Origin of the sequence: Pseudomonas sp. JV449, from assembly GCF_032424295.1 — a bacterium.
Lineage (GTDB): Bacteria > Pseudomonadota > Gammaproteobacteria > Pseudomonadales > Pseudomonadaceae > Aquipseudomonas > Aquipseudomonas marginalis.
Genome location: NZ_VYKD01000028.1, coordinates 26,688 through 41,678, shown reverse-complemented (window position 1 = coordinate 41,678; position 14,991 = coordinate 26,688). Strand labels below are relative to the sequence as shown.

The following is a 14,991-nucleotide window of genomic DNA, read 5'->3' as shown; positions in this document are numbered from 1 at the left end:
ACCTGATACACGCTTTATGGACCGGCCCCCTGTGGGTCGGTTTTTTTTGCCCGGTCCACCGGCCCACCCGCAGGGCTCGTTGACCGGGCACCGCAAAAAAAGATTGAATATTCACACCTAATGTTATTTAAATAACAAAACAAGAGCACCACGACCTGCCTGGTCGTGTTGCAACAAGGTGGAATAGCAATGAGCAAGATCGCAGTCATCGGCAGCAATATGGTGGATTTGATCACCTACATCGACCGCATGCCGGCCCAGGGCGAAACCCTGGAAGCGCCTGGTTTTGCCCTCGGGTGTGGCGGCAAGGGGGCGAACCAGGCGGTGGCGGCCGCCAAGCTTGGGGCGCAGGTGCTGATGTTGAGCAAGGTCGGCGACGACATGTTTGCCGACAACACCCTGGCCAACTTCCAGCGTTTTGGTATCGACACCCGTCATGTGCAGCGGGTGCCTGGGGTTTCCAGCGGTGTCGCGCCGATTTTTGTGCGAGCCGACTCCCACAACAGCATTCTGATCGTCAAAGGCGCCAATGCGCATTTGTTGCCGGCGGACATCGACGCGGCGGCCGCCGACCTGCGCGAGTGCACCCTGATCGTGCTGCAGTTGGAGATCAATCTGGAGACGGTCTACTACGCCATCGAATTTGCGCACCGGCACGGCATCGCGGTGCTGCTCAACCCGGCACCGGCCCTGGCCGGCCTGAGCGGGGAGCACCTGGCACAGCTGGATTTCCTGATCCCCAATGAATCGGAACTGGCGTTGATCAGCGGCCAGGTCGTGGACTCGCCGGACGCCGCCCAACGCGCCGCGCGCACGCTGGTGGCCAGCGGCATTCGCCACGTGATCGTCACCCTCGGTGAACACGGTGCGTTGTACGTGGGAGAGGAGGGCGAATTCCGGGTGCCGGGCCGAAAGGTCGTGGCACGGGACACCACGGGCGCCGGCGATGCCTTTATCGGTTGCTTCATCCAGCACTGGAGCCGCGACGGCGGTATCCGGCAGGCCATGGAACAGGCCGTGGCGTATTCCGCCTGCTCGGTCATGGCCCTGGGCACCCAGACGTCATATCCCGACAGCGAGGCGTTCGCCCGTTTCCTGCAACAGCCGTAACCCCCAAACCAGCCCGGAGAACAATAATGAACAAACCTGCGCTGCAACAGACACCCGATGGTTTCTACCTGAACCGCACGCCCTGGTTCGCTTTTATCCTGCTGTGCAGCATCTTTGCGCTGTGGGCGGCGGCGGCAAGCATGAATGACGTGCTGATCGCACACTTCAAGAAAGCGTTTTTGCTCAGTGATTTCCAGACCGCCTTTGTGCAGTCGGCGTTTTACCTGGGCTACTTTTTCGTGGCGATTCCGGCGGCAATGGTGGTGCGCCGCTTCAGCTACAAGAGCACGATCCTGATCGGGTTGCTGCTGTACATGTTCGGCTGCCTGCTGTTTTTCCCGGCGGCGTCGACGGCCAAGTACGGCATGTTCCTGCTGGCGCTGTTTGTGATTGCGGCCGGCCTGTCGTTCCTGGAAACCGCCTGCAACACCTACTCGACCCTGATGGGGCCCAGGGAAACCGGGACGCGGCGCTTGAACATCTCGCAGACGTTCCACCCCTTCGGTGCGATGGCAGGGGTGTACGTCGGCAGTTTCGTGATGTTCAAGGACACCGACGCGACCACGGAACAACTGACCCGGATGAGCGCCTCCGAGGCCGCCGTGCAGCAGTTGCAGATGATCCAGTCCACGCTGTTGCCCTACAAGTGGATGATCGCCGTGCTGGTGCTGATGTTTATCCTGGTCGCGATCACTCGGTTCCCTGCCTGCAAGGGCAATAAGCCGGCTGACAGCAGGCCTGGCAGCCTGCGCCACAGCCTGGGCCGGCTGTGGCGTAACCCGCGCTTTACCTTTGGCGTATTGGCGCAGTTTCTCTACGTGGGCGCCCAGGTCGGCGTGTGGAGTTTTACCATTCGCCTGGCGATGCAAATGGGCGGAATGAATGAACGCAGCGCCTCATGGTTTTTGCTGACCACCTTTGCCGCCTACTTTGTCGGCAAGATGATCGCCAACCTGTTGATGCGCCGCCTGCATCCGGCCAAGGTCCTGGCGATCTACGGTGTGCTGTGCATTGTGCTGCTGGCCTACACCATTCTGGTGCCGAATATTTCGGCGGTGTACGCAGCGGTCGGCGTGAGTATTTTCCTCGGCCCGTGCTGGCCGACCATTTACGGCCTGACCATCGATGGCCTGGGTGAAGACACCGGCGTCGGCGGCTCGTTGCTGGTCATGAGCATCGTCGGCGGCGGGGTGATTCCGATCTTCCAGGGCCTGTTGTCCGACGCCAGCGGCGGCAATATGCAACTGGCCTACAGCGTGCCGTTGCTGTGTTTTATCGTGATCGTGATGTACGCGGTCAAGTGCATGCGCCAACCCGGCACGTTGCCGTCGAGCGCCGCCGCGGCGGTGGCCTCATGAATACGCGGATCCCGCTGTATCCAGCGGTGTTTGCCGAGCAGGAGAGAATCCTGTTGCAGTCCGAGGATTTCAAGGTCAGTGCCTGGATCTATCCGTCCGGCGTACAGGCCGTGAGCCTGGAGAACAGCCGTGGACGCCTGGTGCTGCTGCCTTATCAAGGGCAGATGATCTGGTCGGCGATGTTCGATGGCTGTGACCTGACCATGAGCAACCTGTTCGAGCAACCCCGGCCCAGCCCGACGGTCGTCGATACCTACGGCTGCTTCATGTTTCACAGTGGCCTGCTGCGCAACGGTTGCCCGGCGCCGGATGACACCCACGCCTTGCACGGCGAAATGCCTTGCGCCCCGATGGACTCGGCCTGGCTGGACATCGGCGAGGGCTTTGTGCGCCTGGGCGGTTGTTATCAATATGCCAAGGGCTTCGGCGATCGCTACCGGGCGTGCCCCAGCGTGACCCTGCGCGCCGATTCGGCGGTGTTCGATATTGACATGGACGTGACCAACCTGGCCGGCAAGCCTATGGAACTGATGTACATGGCCCACATGAACTACGCCTTTGTGGCCGGCGCGCGGTTTGTAGAGCCATGGGGCATGCAGCGCCTGCGCCTGCGCACCAGTATTCCGGACCACGTCAAGCCGACGCCGGACTGGAGTGCCTACATGGCGCAACTGGCCGAACAACCCGGGCAATTGGCCTGTCTCGATCAGCCGGGGTTGTACGACCCTGAAATCGTGTTTTTCTTCGACGGCGTCGGCACAGACGCCACCGGCCAGGCCCACTTCCTGCTGGATCATCCCGATGGCGCGGCGTTCTACACCCGCTATCGCCCCGAACAATTCGCCCACGCCGCACGCTGGATCCTGCACACGCCGGATCAGCAAGTGGCGGCGTTCGTGCTGCCATCGACGTGCGAACCCGAGGGCTATAACGCCGAGAAAGCCAAAGGCCACGTGCGTCTGCTGGCGGCGGGAGCCAGCGCTTCGTTCAGTGTCACCACCGGCTACCTGAGCGCGCAGGAACGCCAGCGGTTGCTGGGTTAAACCAGCAATTGCGCGCCGTGGGCCTGGATGGCGTCCTTGTAGCTGCGGGGGATTTTCTTGTCGCTGACCACGTACTGAAAGTCTTGCAGGGCAGCGAAGTGAGCGGTGCGCACCGTGTCGAACTTGCTGAAGTCGGCGAGCAACACACGTTGCTGGGCCTGGCGCATGACCTTTTGCTTGACCTCGACTTCATTGAAGTTGAAGCACGTCACGCCGAATGCCTGGCTGACGCCGGCGGCAGTCACGAAGGCCCATGTCAGGCGCACGCTGTCGAGGATGCTGCTTTCGGCACTGTTTTCAAACACCTGGTTCTTGCGATGGAAGGTGCCGCCGCACAACACGATGTGGCAGTTGGGCTTGTTATGCAGCTTGAGCAGCACGTTCAACGAGCTGCACACCGCCGTGAACTCCAAGTCGTCGGGGATGAAGTCGATCACAAACGGCGAGGTGGTACCGCAGTCGAAAAACACCGTGTCACCGGGCTGGATCAGGCGCGCGGCGAGTTTGCCGATGCGGCGCTTTTCCTCGACGTGGCGGGTGTCCTGCTCGGCAACCCGGTAATCGCTGACCTCGCTGCCGACCCGGGTGATGTAGCCACCCAGCAGGCGCAGGTGATCACTGAAGTGGTTGAGATCGCGGCGCAGGGTCATCTCCGAAACCTCCAGCAGCGCCGCCATTTCCCTCAGGTGAATGGCGTTCTGGTCCTGCAAGGCTTGTTGGATAAGCTTGAGTCGCTCGGCTTTTCTACTGTCCACGAGTATTCCAGGGCTTGATTGTTTGTGTTAGATAAGTAACATTTAATGTTATTATTATAACGCATTAGTGTGGGTGCTGTGACAAGCGGCACACGACCATTCGCAACATACAGGCAAGGGCACGTTAAATGAACACTCTTCAACCCGCAGCATTGGCCAAGTACATCGATCACACCTTGCTGGCGCCCGACGCCTCCCGCGAGCAGATTCGCACTTTGTGCGAGGAAGCCCGGGAGCACGGTTTTTATTCGGTGTGCCTGAACTCAGGGCACGTGCCTTACGCCGCTTCCTGCCTGGCCGACGACAGCGTGGTGATTTGTGCCGTGGTGGGCTTTCCCCTGGGCGCCGGCCTGAGTGACACCAAGGCCTTCGAAGCCGAACGGGCGATTGCCGCCGGGGCAGGGGAGATCGACATGGTGCTCAATATCGGCTGGTTGAAGGACGGTTTGCTGGAGGCAGTGCGCGAAGACATTGCCTTGGTCCACAAGGCCTGCGGCGCCGTGCCGTTGAAGGTCATCCTGGAAACCTGCCTGCTGGACGACGAAGAGAAAGTCCAGGCCTGCGAAATCTGCCGGGACCTGGGTGTGGCGTTCGTCAAGACCTCCACGGGGTTCAGCCGAAGCGGTGCCACCGCCGAAGACGTGGCCCTGATGCGTAAAACCGTGGGCGCCGCGGTTGGGGTCAAGGCGTCCGGGGGCGTGCGCGATTATCCGACGGCACTGAAAATGATTGAAGCCGGGGCGACGCGCTTGGGCAGCAGTTCGGGGATTGCGATTGTCGGCGGGGCGATGACGGCGGCCAGTGGTTACTGAGTTTCGGGCCGGCGCCTGGCAGCCTGTAGGGAAATCCCTACAGGCTGCGCAAATCATTAGAGCACTATCCGGATTTCTTCATGGCTCTTTGCTATATGTCACGCTAGAGTGATTGGAAGATTCAATGAAGTCTTGATTTCTCCGGCCTCGGCCGAGGCCGCAGGACACTTCATACCTGTGGAGTGCACCATGAAAGTTCTAATCGCCGATGATTCATCCATGTCCCGCAAGATGGTCTTGCGTTCCCTGCCGGAATCACTGACCGAAGATGTTCGCCAGGCCTGCAACGGTGCCGAGGTGATGGAGGCTTACCACGCCGGTTTGGTCGACCTGCTTTTTCTCGACCTCACCATGCCCGTCATGGATGGCTTCCAGACCCTGGAGGCACTCAAGCGCGAAGACGCCAACGTGGTCGTCGTGGTGATCAGTGCAGACATCCAACCCCTGGCCAGGCAACGGGTATTCGACCTGGGCGCTGCTGCCTTTGTAGCCAAGCCGGTTACGGCTGAAGCTGTAGTCAATGCCTTGCACGTCATAGGAGTGCTTTGATGGAAACCTTGGCCGCACTCACCGAAGACCAACGTGATGCCCTGCAGGAACTGATGAACATCGCCATGGGACAGGCGGCCGAGCGACTGGCGCTGCTGACCGATACCATGGTGACGCTTTCGGTTCCCTTTATTCACCCGCTGATCCGGGAACAGAATCACCTGTTGATTCCGGAGCATCTGCGTCGGAGCTTCATGATCGTCACCCGCCAGTCTTTTCTGGGTGAGCTACGCGGCGAAGTGTTCGTGTGCTTTGGCTCCAAGGGGGCCGATGAACTGGCCGAACTGCTGGGCTACAAGGGCAGCGGCCTGGAGCAGCAGCACGAGTTGATGCTTGATGTCACCAACATCCTGACCGGCGCCTGCATCAGTGGCCTGGCACGGCAGGTGGCGACTCAGGTGAGTTATGACGCACCGTCCATTCTCGTCCACACCGAACATGCGGCGAATGCACTGGAGGAATTGAACCTGAATGAACACCTGGCGATGGTGCTGGAAATCCGTTTCGAGGTTCAGGCTCATCAGTTCTCCTGCGACTTGTTGATCTGCATCACTGAACGTACGGCAGGCGTTGTCGTTCGGGCCATCGATCGTTTGCTGGACGAACTTTGAAGGGATCTCTTCATGACAGACATCAAGGCAATTTCCCGGGAAACCCTTGAGTCGATGCTCAAGGCCATTAACATGGGCGTATTGCTGGTCGACCAGGACTGCAAGGTGCTGTTCTCTAACCATTTCATGTCCATCAACAGTGGCCGCAGCGCGGAAGAACTGGTCGGCCGTACGTTGTTCGAAGCCTTTCCGGAGCTGCCGGAGGCCTGGACCCGGCAGAAGATCAACAGCGTCATCACCCTGCAAAACTTTGCGTTCACGTCATGGCAGCAGCGGCCGCACCTGTTCAATTTCGAGAGTACCCGGCCCATCAGTGGCATGGTCCGGCACATGTATCAGAACTGCACCTTTTTCCCGGTGCAAGACGCCGATGGCAGCAATCTTGGCGTGGGCCTGGCCATCAGTGACACGACCGATACCGCTGCCCGTCAACTTGAGCTGACGCACCTTAACAAGTTGCTGGAAGAAGAGAAGGGCGCCCAGGCGCTGCTGATCGCGCGGCTCGAAGACGCACAGGCGCAGTTGCTGCAGTCCGAGAAAATGGCGGCGATAGGGCAACTTGCTGCAGGCGTGGCCCACGAGATCAATAACCCGATCGGGTTTGTCGGCTCCAACGTCAACAGCCTGCGTCGTTACCTGGTGGACATCTTCGCGCTGCTCGAAGCCCATGAGCAGGCGACCGACGACAGGCATGCCAGCGCTCATCCCGAGCTTGCGGTGATGCGGGACAAGATGGATTACACCTTCATGCGCCAGGACATCGACGACCTGCTGGCCGAGTCGGTCGACGGCCTTGACCGGGTCACTCGCATCGTCAAGGACCTGCGCGAGTTCTCCCACGTCGACAGTTACGAATGGCAGTTGGCCGACCTGCACAAGGGGCTCGACAGTACCCTCAACGTTATCTGGAACGAGATCAAGTTCAAGGCTCAGGTGATCAAGTGCTACGGCGATGTCGAGCCCATCGAATGCATGGGTTCACAGATCAACCAGGTCTTCCTGAACTTGCTCATCAATGCAAGCCATGCCGTGGGCGCCGACGGCGAAATCACCATCAGCAGCGGCAGGGAGGACGGTGGAGTCTTCGTCGAAATCGCCGACAACGGCCATGGCATTCCCCTTGAAATCCAGAACCGGATATTCGAACCGTTCTTCACAACCAAGCCGGTGGGCATGGGGTCGGGCCTTGGCCTGTCGTTGTCGTACAGCATCATGGTCAAGCACCATGGACGCCTCACCGTCGACAGTGAGCCGGGCAGGGGGAGTCGCTTCCGCGTCTGGTTACCCTTACGCCAGCCGGTAATTGAGGCTGTCTCTACCTGCGCCGTTGAAGGACGCTGATCATGGATACGTTGCCTTCCTGCGAAAAACGACACACCGTCATGCTGGTGGATGATGAGGAAAGTATCCTCAACAGCCTTCGGCGCCTGCTGCGCGCAAAGCCTTACGACTTGCTGCTGGCCACGAGCGGGGCCCAGGCGCTGAGCCTTTTCGAACAACACGCGGTCGACCTGATCGTCTGCGACGCGCGCATGCCGTTCATGGACGGGCCGACCTTGCTGCGCGAGGTGCATAGGCGCGATCCGCACTGCGTGAATATCCTGCTGACCGGCTACGCCGATATGAGCATGATCACGCAGGCAATCAACGATGGGTATGTGTTCCGTTACATCAGCAAGCCCTGGAATGATGAAGAGCTCAAGCTCACTCTCGATCAGGCTCTGGAAATGAAGAGTGCTCGTTGAGCGTAACCCGGCGAATTCGTCGCCAAGCCTATAACTCAACTAAATAGTCATTTAGTTGAGTTGGCTATCGGGGCAGGGCTCAGGCCTGGGCGAGGGCGCTGATACGCCGTTCGCTGATGCGTTCGACGGTGTCCATATGTTCGGTGCCCCACACGCACAACGCGCCCAGCGCAGTGGCCAGTGACTGCCCGAAGGGTGTCAGGGAATACTCGACCTTGGGCGGGATCTCCTGGAAGTCGATCCGCGCGATGATTTCGTCGCGTTCCAATTCCTTGAGTTGCTGGATCAACACCTTGTCGGTCACGCCGCCAATCGCACGCCTTAACTCGCCATACCGATGAACATGTCGCGCCAGGTTATACAGGACCAGCGGTTTCCATTTGCCGCCAATCACCGCCAGGGCAGCCTCGAGCCCGCAATTGAAGGTGTTGTTCGCCATGTGATGGGTGCTCCAAAGGGGTACTTACTAAAAGGTGCATACTATTCAAAAGAATAGTCTGGATCTAGAGTTGGGCCTCAACATTCTTCGGAGTTAACCATGAGCAGGCTCGACGGGAAAATTGCAGTGATCACCGGTGGCAACAGTGGTATTGGCCTGGCAACCGCCATTCGCTTTGCAGCGGAAGGTGCACAGGTGGTGATTGTGGGACGCAGGCAGGAAGAACTGGACAAGGCGCTGGGCCTGATCGGGCCTACAGCGATCGCCATTCAAGGGGATATCTCGAGGCTGGACGACCTGGAGCGCATTTTCACCCACATCAAAAGCGTCAAAGGTCGCGTTGACGTGCTGTTCGCCAATGCAGGCCTGGGGGATTTCCAGCCGCTCGGGTCGATCACCGAAGAGTCGTTCGATCGCACGTTCGGCATCAACGTCAAAGGCACACTGTTCACCGTGCAAACAGCGCTGCCACTGATGCACGCCGGCGGTTCGGTGATCCTCACAGGTTCGACCACCGGCACCATGGGCACACCGGCATTCAGCGTGTACAGCGCCACGAAAGCCGCATTGCGTAATTTCGCCAGGAGCTGGGCGCTGGATTTGAAAGGCAGCGGTATTCGCGTCAACGTACTTTCACCGGGACCAATCTCGACACCGGGCCTGGACCTGGCGCTTTCAAGTACCGGCCAGAAGGATGCAATCATTGACGACATGACGGCGCAGTTGCCACTGGGCCGTATCGGCCAACCGGAAGAAGTTGCGGCGGCGGCATTGTTCCTGGCGTCGGACGACAGCAGTTTCATGACCGGCAGCGAAATGTTCGTGGATGGAGGGTTCGCTCAGGTTTGAACCAGAGAGGGGCTTTGCCTGTTGGAATCTGACGGGCACTGCCCCTCATTACGTAACATTGTATTACGCATAATGTATATTATGTTAAATCATATGTCAGGCTCAGCCACTTCCAGCTCTCGTCGCCTACTTATGAACATACTTCTCAGTGAATCAAGATTCATGGGTGTGTTCCCGGAACGCTTACGTACTCGGCACCGTGAATCCGGCTTCACGTCGCGGACTTCACCCTTAATTTCATGCAGCCACTGGATGTAACTCAGGTATCGCCATGATAGCGCTCGAAGCGTTTAAGGGAGAAAGACGAGAGATCCAAGTCGGTCGAACCGCGTATGCACCACTGTGCAAACGCCTCGCCCAACGCGGCGGAATGTTTGAAGCCGTGACCGGAACAGGCGGACACCACCAAGGTGTGCTGCCACGACGGATGCTCATCGATAATGAAATGGCGATCCGGCGTCACGGTGTAGGCGCAGACAGCAGACTTGACCACGCTCGAGGTAACACCGACGATGCGGCCGCGCACCTGGTGCTCATACATGTCCCGCTCTTCCGCCGGCGAGACCGTACGATCCATTGTTTGCGGCAATGAAGTAGTGTGGTATTGCGCGGTGGCGATTTTCAGGCTGCCCTCGCCGTGTAATGCGGGAAAGCCGTAGTTGATTTTGTCGTCGCCACGGCCGTGAGTGAGGATAAACGTCGGTGAGTGATCCACCCACTCGGCGCCCTCCTCCAGCCCGAACCAGAACAGCTTCTGCCGGTAGACGCTGAGCAGGCTGTCAAACGGCTCGCCCAGCAAACCGCCGCTCCAGTTGCCGGCGCTAATCACAAGCTTGTTTGCAAAGAGCGTGCGCAGATTCGTAGTGACATGGACTCCCTGCTCATTCGAGCTAATCCCTGTGACGGTTTCGCCTTTGTAGAGGATTGCTCCGTGTTGCTCGGCCAACTTGAGCTGCACATCAATGCAACGTTCAGGACGTACAAAACCTCCACCTGGCTCGAAATAGCCGATGGCAGTGTCGTGGACGTTGGCAAATTGTGGAAAGCGCTGGCGAATCTGTTCGGCGGATAAAACGTCGTGCTCGATACCATAGGCCTGTGCTAGGCCGATGGTGCGCAATGTGAAGTCGGTTTTATCGTTGGGGTCAAACTCGGGACTCGAAGTCAGAACCAATAGACCCGACTGTTCGAACAGCGACTCCCCTGACAATTGCTCAAGCTCACGCCAGATGCGGTGGGAATTGCGCACAATGGGAACGTACTGCGCGCCCTCACCCACCGAAAGCCGGGTAATACGCGTATCGCCATGGCTGGAGCCCAGGTTGTGAGGTGGGTGATGGCGGTCGATACCCACAACATTCGCACCCGCCTTCGCCAACTGATACACCGTAGCGGCCCCCATGGCCCCCAACCCCAATACCACTACATCACACCGCTCGGACATCAACGCTCACCTGTCAAAAAGAAGCCAGTTGAAAGTGAAACCGGTTAAGAATCAACGACTAAAAGAGCATATGCATATTATCAACCGAGCATCACCGGCCGCTCTGCTGCTGCAATACTAGGCAGTGCTGAGTCCAAACACGCGCCTCTCCCGGCAACACAGGAGAGGCCGCCTGCCTGCATACCGCTGAGCTATCAGAGGAATAGAAAAAACAACATCATAATGATGGCACTGTCTGATACCGTGCACATAAACACAGCCACTCCGAGGATTGTCATGGGCGCAGGCGCTCCTATTCCGCCGAATGAAATTGAACGGCTTAAAGAGGTCGCGAAATTTTGTCCAGCTGACAGCGAGTACGATACTGTCTTCGATAAAATCGTCGAGATGGCTTCTGCTTACTTCAACGCACCCATAGCGCTGATCTCGATCGTCGATGAGCATCAGCAATGGTTCAAGGCGCGCGTAGGGCTTAAAGAGACGCAGACACCACGAGAAGTGTCCTTCTGCGCTTACTCGACGCTGGATAACGCCCCGCTGGAGGTATTGGACGCGACGCTTGATCCCCGTTTTAAAGACAATTCCCTGGTAACGGGGCCTCCGTATATTCGTTATTACACAGGCACCCCACTGATTACCGAAGAGGGTTTTACGCTGGGAAGCCTGTGCATCATTGATACAGTCTCACGCGCCGCTATGAGTGAGCGTGATAGTGCGATGCTCAGCGGTTTTGCTGAACTGGTGATGATGCGCATCCACAGCATGCGCGCTCGAAACTTCGTCGACCAACCCACAGGGTTATTTAATCGACTCCGGTTTGAGGAGGATATACGCCAAGCGCTCAAGACCCACAGCGCGTGCCAAGCGTATGCGGTTGACATCATCTCGCCAAAGTTCCTCAACGATATCGTGAAGGCGCTGGGTTACAGCTTTGCCACGGACTTGGTCCTGGCAATCAAAGCGCGCCTACAAAAGCTATTACCGCCACAGTGTCTACTTTATAAAATTAGCCCGACGCGGTTTGGTTTTCTCCTTGAGGAGGATCAAACGGCCGAGCACATTTGTGAAAACATCCTCAAGGACTTCAAAAAGCCTGTCGAATGCCACGCCATCCCCATACTCATGCAAGTCGGGATTGGCGTCCTGCCTATTCATAGCTCAGGTCTCCAGCAAGACTGGCTTCGCCTGGTGGTCAGCGCTGCGGATGAGGCGCGTGACCGCAGGCTGGGATGGTCGCGCTATGAACCCCATTTTGATGCGGCTCAACAACGCGCGTTCATGTTGTTGAGTTCGTTGCCGGAGGCGGTCAGCGCCGACAAACAGTTCAGCCTGGTGTACCAGCCAAAAATCAAACTGCCCTCAGGATGGTGTCATTCAGTAGAAGCACTATTGCGTTGGACACATCCTTTACTGGGGCCCATCAGCCCTGCTGAATTCATACCCTTGGCTGAAAAAACCGCACTCATACCCTCTGTTGGATTGTGGGTGCTCAACGCAATCATCCGGCAAGCGGTTATTTGGAAAGCGCAAGGTGTGCGCCTGCGGATAGCGATGAACATTACCGTCAGCGATCTTGAAAGCGCCGAATTCGTCGACGCGATGATCCATGAGATTCAACAGCACGGCCTGGACCCCGCTGGCTTTGAACTTGAGTTTACCGAAAGCATGCTCATGACCAACCCTGAAGAAGTCATCCGGCAACTGGAGCGTGTCCGTAAGTTTGGCGTAGAGGTTGCTGTTGATGACTTTGGCACCGGCTACAGCAACTGGGCTTATTTGAAGGAGCTCCCGGCTAATACCGTCAAGCTTGACCAATCTCTGATCAGCGGGCTGGGCAGCAATCAAAATGACAAGCAACTGGTTAAAACCCTGATCGGACTGGCTAAGGGGCTCGGCTACCAGGTGGTTGCAGAAGGCGTAGAAAATCAAGAAATCCTGGACCTGTTAATACAGTGGGGATGTTCCGAAGCACAGGGTTATTTGATAGCCAAGCCTATGAGCGCCGAGGCATTAGAAGCCTGGATAGCACAAGGAGTCGATGGAGGTCGGGGCCGGTAGAATGACTGCCGGGGACGCGCAAGCAAGGACTCTATAGATCGCGGACACCACCTGCATCGTTGCGTCTTCGATCGTGCCTTCATTACGGCATACAACCCAACCCTGATCTGCAATCGCTCGCTCGAATGCCTGGGTACACGCGCTATGTTCTTCCAGCTTATGGATCACCGTGCTGCTCAGCCCACGCCGTCGCGCAGCTGCCCTCGCCCATGAAATCTCAGGGGCGGTGACAATCCCGACATGCAGGTCTGGCACTCGCACGTTTCGATCAATGTTCAATTGCAGGATCTCTGCAAACGGAATTATCCGGCGAAACGCGGCATCCGACGGGTACCAGCGATCGATCAGGATGATGCTGCCTGGTGGCTGTTTAGCCAGCACCTGCCGGGAAATCCAGGCACGGCTGTCAGCAAAGCGTTCACACACCCGCAACTCCAGCTCCCGGGAGGGACTTCTGACGAGCTGGTTAACAAGCGCCATTGTTCCCTCCCGGTAGGGATCACTTTTTCTCTCGCAAAGCCGGATCACCTTTTTGTTGTCTGCCCTCAGTGCTTTCGTAACGGCCTCCAACAGCGTGGTTTTGCCGGTGCCCTTGGGCCCATCCAGAGAAACAAACAGCGGACGATTCATTCTTCACTTAACAATTGATATAACGTTTTTTTGCCCTGTCCGGACGCTGGAACCGCTTAGTGCGACTACGCGAAGGCCCTTATGAACAGAAAGTGATGAACACTCTACCCTTGTTTCGCCTCACGGGTCCCAAATCCACGCTGACAACCGCTGATGAGCATCGGTTATCGCCCATCAGTCATGCGTGAGTGAGGTACCAGCGCCAGTCCTGCTCCCCGACCTCAGCGTTGAAGTGACGGAACTCGCGCCATTTGATCGCCAGATACACCTTTAGGAATTCGGCGCCCAGCGCCTCGCGTGCCCACGTTGAATCCTGCAAGGCCTGCAACGCGGTCAGCCAGTCGGTGGGCAGGAAATCCGCTGCCTGTTCATACCCATTTCCCTCGATCGCGGCACCAGGATCGCTTTGATGGGTGATACCGAGGTGAATCCCCGCCAGTAATGCGGCGGCGGCAAGATACGGGTTGGCGTCGGCCCCGCAAATGCGGTGTTCGATATGTCGACTTAGTGCAGGGCCGCCGGGCACGCGGAACGACACCGTACGATTGTTGACGCCCCAACTTTTGGCCAACGGCGCGTAACTGCCGGTCTGGAACCGGCGATATGAATTGGCATGGGGGCAAAATATCGCCAGTGAGTCAAACAAGGTCGCCATCATCCCGCCAATTGAGTGACGCAACAGTGGCGTACCCTGTGGGTCTTCGCTCGCATACAGGTTGTTACCCTCCTCGTCGGCCAGGCTGACGTGCAAATGCATGCCACTCCCGGCCTGGTCACTGAACGGCTTGGCCATGAAGCACGCTTGTAGCCCATGTTTGTTGGCGACACCTTTGACCAGGCGTTTGTAGCGTACGCCTTCATCAATAGCCTGGAGTGCGTCGAAACGATGTTCCAGGGTCAACTCGACTTGGCCTGGAGCGTACTCGGAGATGGCTGTTCGTACGGGCAGGCCTTGTAGCGCGCACGCAGCGTAGAGGTCATCAAGAAAAGGTTGCAGCTGTTCTAACTCGTATAGGCCATACACCTGCGGTGCCTGGGGACGGACGCCGTTGGTCTGCAGCGCTGGCTGCGGCCGACCGTTGGCATCGCGTTGCTGGTCCAGCAAGTAAAACTCCAGTTCAACGGCCATTACCGGGTGGAAACCATCGGCTTTGAGTCGGTCAATGACATGCACCAGTACGTGTCGCGGGTCGGCCGGTGCGGCGGGAATACCTTGGGTCGGGTGCATGCTCACCTGCACCTGACCGGTGGGGTTGGTGCGCCAGGGTTGCAAGGTCAGGCTTCCCGCCAAGGGGTATGTCCAACAATCGGCATCGGCGACATCCCAGACCAGGCCTGTGTCTTCGACGTCTTCACCCTGCACGGTCAAGGCGAGAATGGAGCTTGGCAGCGGCCGACCGTTTGCGTAGATCGCAAGCAGTTCGTCGCGATGCAGCAGCTTTCCTCGCGGAACACCATTCGCATCAATAAGGAACAACTCGATGCTCAGCACTTCAGGGTGGGCGGCCAGATAAATTTCGGCCTCTTTTTTATCAGCAAATTGCATATCAAACCTCTCGGCGCTTATTCAAGCGACTGGACAGTATTC

At 57.9% G+C, this 14,991-nt stretch carries 14 protein-coding genes and 1 pseudogene; 10 read left to right on the top strand and 5 right to left on the bottom strand.

The window, feature by feature from the left end; translation table 11 throughout:
- Positions 1–189: 189 nt before the first annotated feature.
- The 3 genes from rbsK to F6S08_RS24190 are packed head-to-tail and all read left to right on the top strand — an operon-like array spanning position 190 to position 3,511.
- Entirely contained in the window at positions 190–1,110 is a 921-nt protein-coding gene (gene rbsK / locus F6S08_RS24200) for a ribokinase (protein WP_315872428.1), read from the top strand.
- Positions 1,111–1,136: 26 nt separating this feature from the next.
- Positions 1,137–2,468 (top strand): L-fucose:H+ symporter permease, encoded by a 1,332-nt coding sequence (fucP, locus tag F6S08_RS24195; RefSeq protein ID WP_315872427.1) that lies wholly within the window; start codon positions 1,137–1,139, stop codon positions 2,466–2,468.
- The gene (locus F6S08_RS24190) at positions 2,465–3,511 is read left to right on the top strand and encodes an aldose 1-epimerase family protein (protein ID WP_315872426.1); all 1,047 of its coding nucleotides are present in this window, start codon (positions 2,465–2,467) and stop codon (positions 3,509–3,511) included. The genes fucP and F6S08_RS24190 overlap by 4 nt, the downstream gene beginning before the upstream one ends.
- Here the strand turns inward: F6S08_RS24190 and deoR are convergent.
- Positions 3,508–4,266, bottom strand: a complete 759-nt coding sequence (gene deoR, locus F6S08_RS24185; protein ID WP_065927542.1) for a DNA-binding transcriptional repressor DeoR — start codon at positions 4,264–4,266, stop codon at positions 3,508–3,510. The genes F6S08_RS24190 and deoR overlap by 4 nt on opposite strands.
- A 128-nt stretch (positions 4,267–4,394) precedes the next feature.
- Here deoR and deoC point away from each other — a divergent pair, with 128 nt between their 5' ends.
- The 5 genes and pseudogenes from deoC to F6S08_RS24160 form a co-directional block, all read left to right on the top strand.
- Positions 4,395–5,078 (top strand): deoxyribose-phosphate aldolase, encoded by a 684-nt coding sequence (deoC, locus tag F6S08_RS24180; protein WP_315872425.1) that lies wholly within the window; start codon positions 4,395–4,397, stop codon positions 5,076–5,078.
- Between the two features lie 189 nt (positions 5,079–5,267).
- Complete coding sequence (locus F6S08_RS24175; RefSeq protein WP_065927544.1) at positions 5,268–5,627, top strand: response regulator; 360 nt, start codon at positions 5,268–5,270, stop codon at positions 5,625–5,627.
- Positions 5,627–6,238: a chemotaxis protein CheC gene (locus F6S08_RS24170; protein WP_315872424.1), complete on the top strand. Its 612-nt coding sequence runs from the start codon at positions 5,627–5,629 to the stop codon at positions 6,236–6,238. The genes F6S08_RS24175 and F6S08_RS24170 overlap by 1 nt, the downstream gene beginning before the upstream one ends.
- 12 nt (positions 6,239–6,250) lie before the next feature.
- On the top strand, positions 6,251–7,579 hold the full coding sequence (locus F6S08_RS24165) for an ATP-binding protein (RefSeq protein WP_065927545.1): 1,329 nt from the start codon (positions 6,251–6,253) through the stop codon (positions 7,577–7,579).
- Between the two features lie 2 nt (positions 7,580–7,581).
- Positions 7,582–7,965, top strand: a pseudogene (locus F6S08_RS24160) (response regulator); the annotation flags it as partial.
- 97 nt (positions 7,966–8,062) lie between these two features.
- Here F6S08_RS24160 and F6S08_RS24155 read toward each other — a convergent pair.
- Entirely contained in the window at positions 8,063–8,422 is a 360-nt protein-coding gene (locus F6S08_RS24155; RefSeq protein WP_027605843.1) for a winged helix-turn-helix transcriptional regulator, read from the bottom strand.
- A 99-nt stretch (positions 8,423–8,521) separates the two neighbouring features.
- On the opposite strand from F6S08_RS24155, the gene F6S08_RS24150 reads away from it, so the two are divergent.
- A complete protein-coding gene (locus F6S08_RS24150; RefSeq protein ID WP_065927547.1) occupies positions 8,522–9,271 on the top strand; it encodes an SDR family NAD(P)-dependent oxidoreductase in 750 nt (249 codons plus the stop codon).
- Between the two features lie 259 nt (positions 9,272–9,530).
- On the opposite strand, the gene solA is transcribed toward F6S08_RS24150, so the two are convergent.
- Positions 9,531–10,715, bottom strand: coding sequence for an N-methyl-L-tryptophan oxidase (gene solA / locus F6S08_RS24145; RefSeq protein ID WP_065927548.1), 1,185 nt, complete (start codon positions 10,713–10,715; stop codon positions 9,531–9,533).
- A 276-nt stretch (positions 10,716–10,991) separates the two neighbouring features.
- On the opposite strand from solA, the gene F6S08_RS24140 reads away from it, so the two are divergent.
- The gene (locus tag F6S08_RS24140) at positions 10,992–12,773 is read left to right on the top strand and encodes a GGDEF and EAL domain-containing protein (RefSeq protein WP_315872423.1); all 1,782 of its coding nucleotides are present in this window, start codon (positions 10,992–10,994) and stop codon (positions 12,771–12,773) included.
- Here the strand turns inward: F6S08_RS24140 and F6S08_RS24135 are convergent.
- Together F6S08_RS24135 and F6S08_RS24130 are read right to left on the bottom strand one after the other, a co-directional pair.
- Positions 12,726–13,403, bottom strand: a complete 678-nt coding sequence (locus tag F6S08_RS24135; RefSeq protein WP_315872422.1) for a dTMP kinase — start codon at positions 13,401–13,403, stop codon at positions 12,726–12,728. The genes F6S08_RS24140 and F6S08_RS24135 overlap by 48 nt on opposite strands.
- A gap of 178 nt (positions 13,404–13,581) precedes the next feature.
- Positions 13,582–14,949 (bottom strand): glutamine synthetase family protein, encoded by a 1,368-nt coding sequence (locus tag F6S08_RS24130; RefSeq protein WP_315872421.1) that lies wholly within the window; start codon positions 14,947–14,949, stop codon positions 13,582–13,584.
- Between the last annotated feature and the right edge of the window lie 42 nt (positions 14,950–14,991).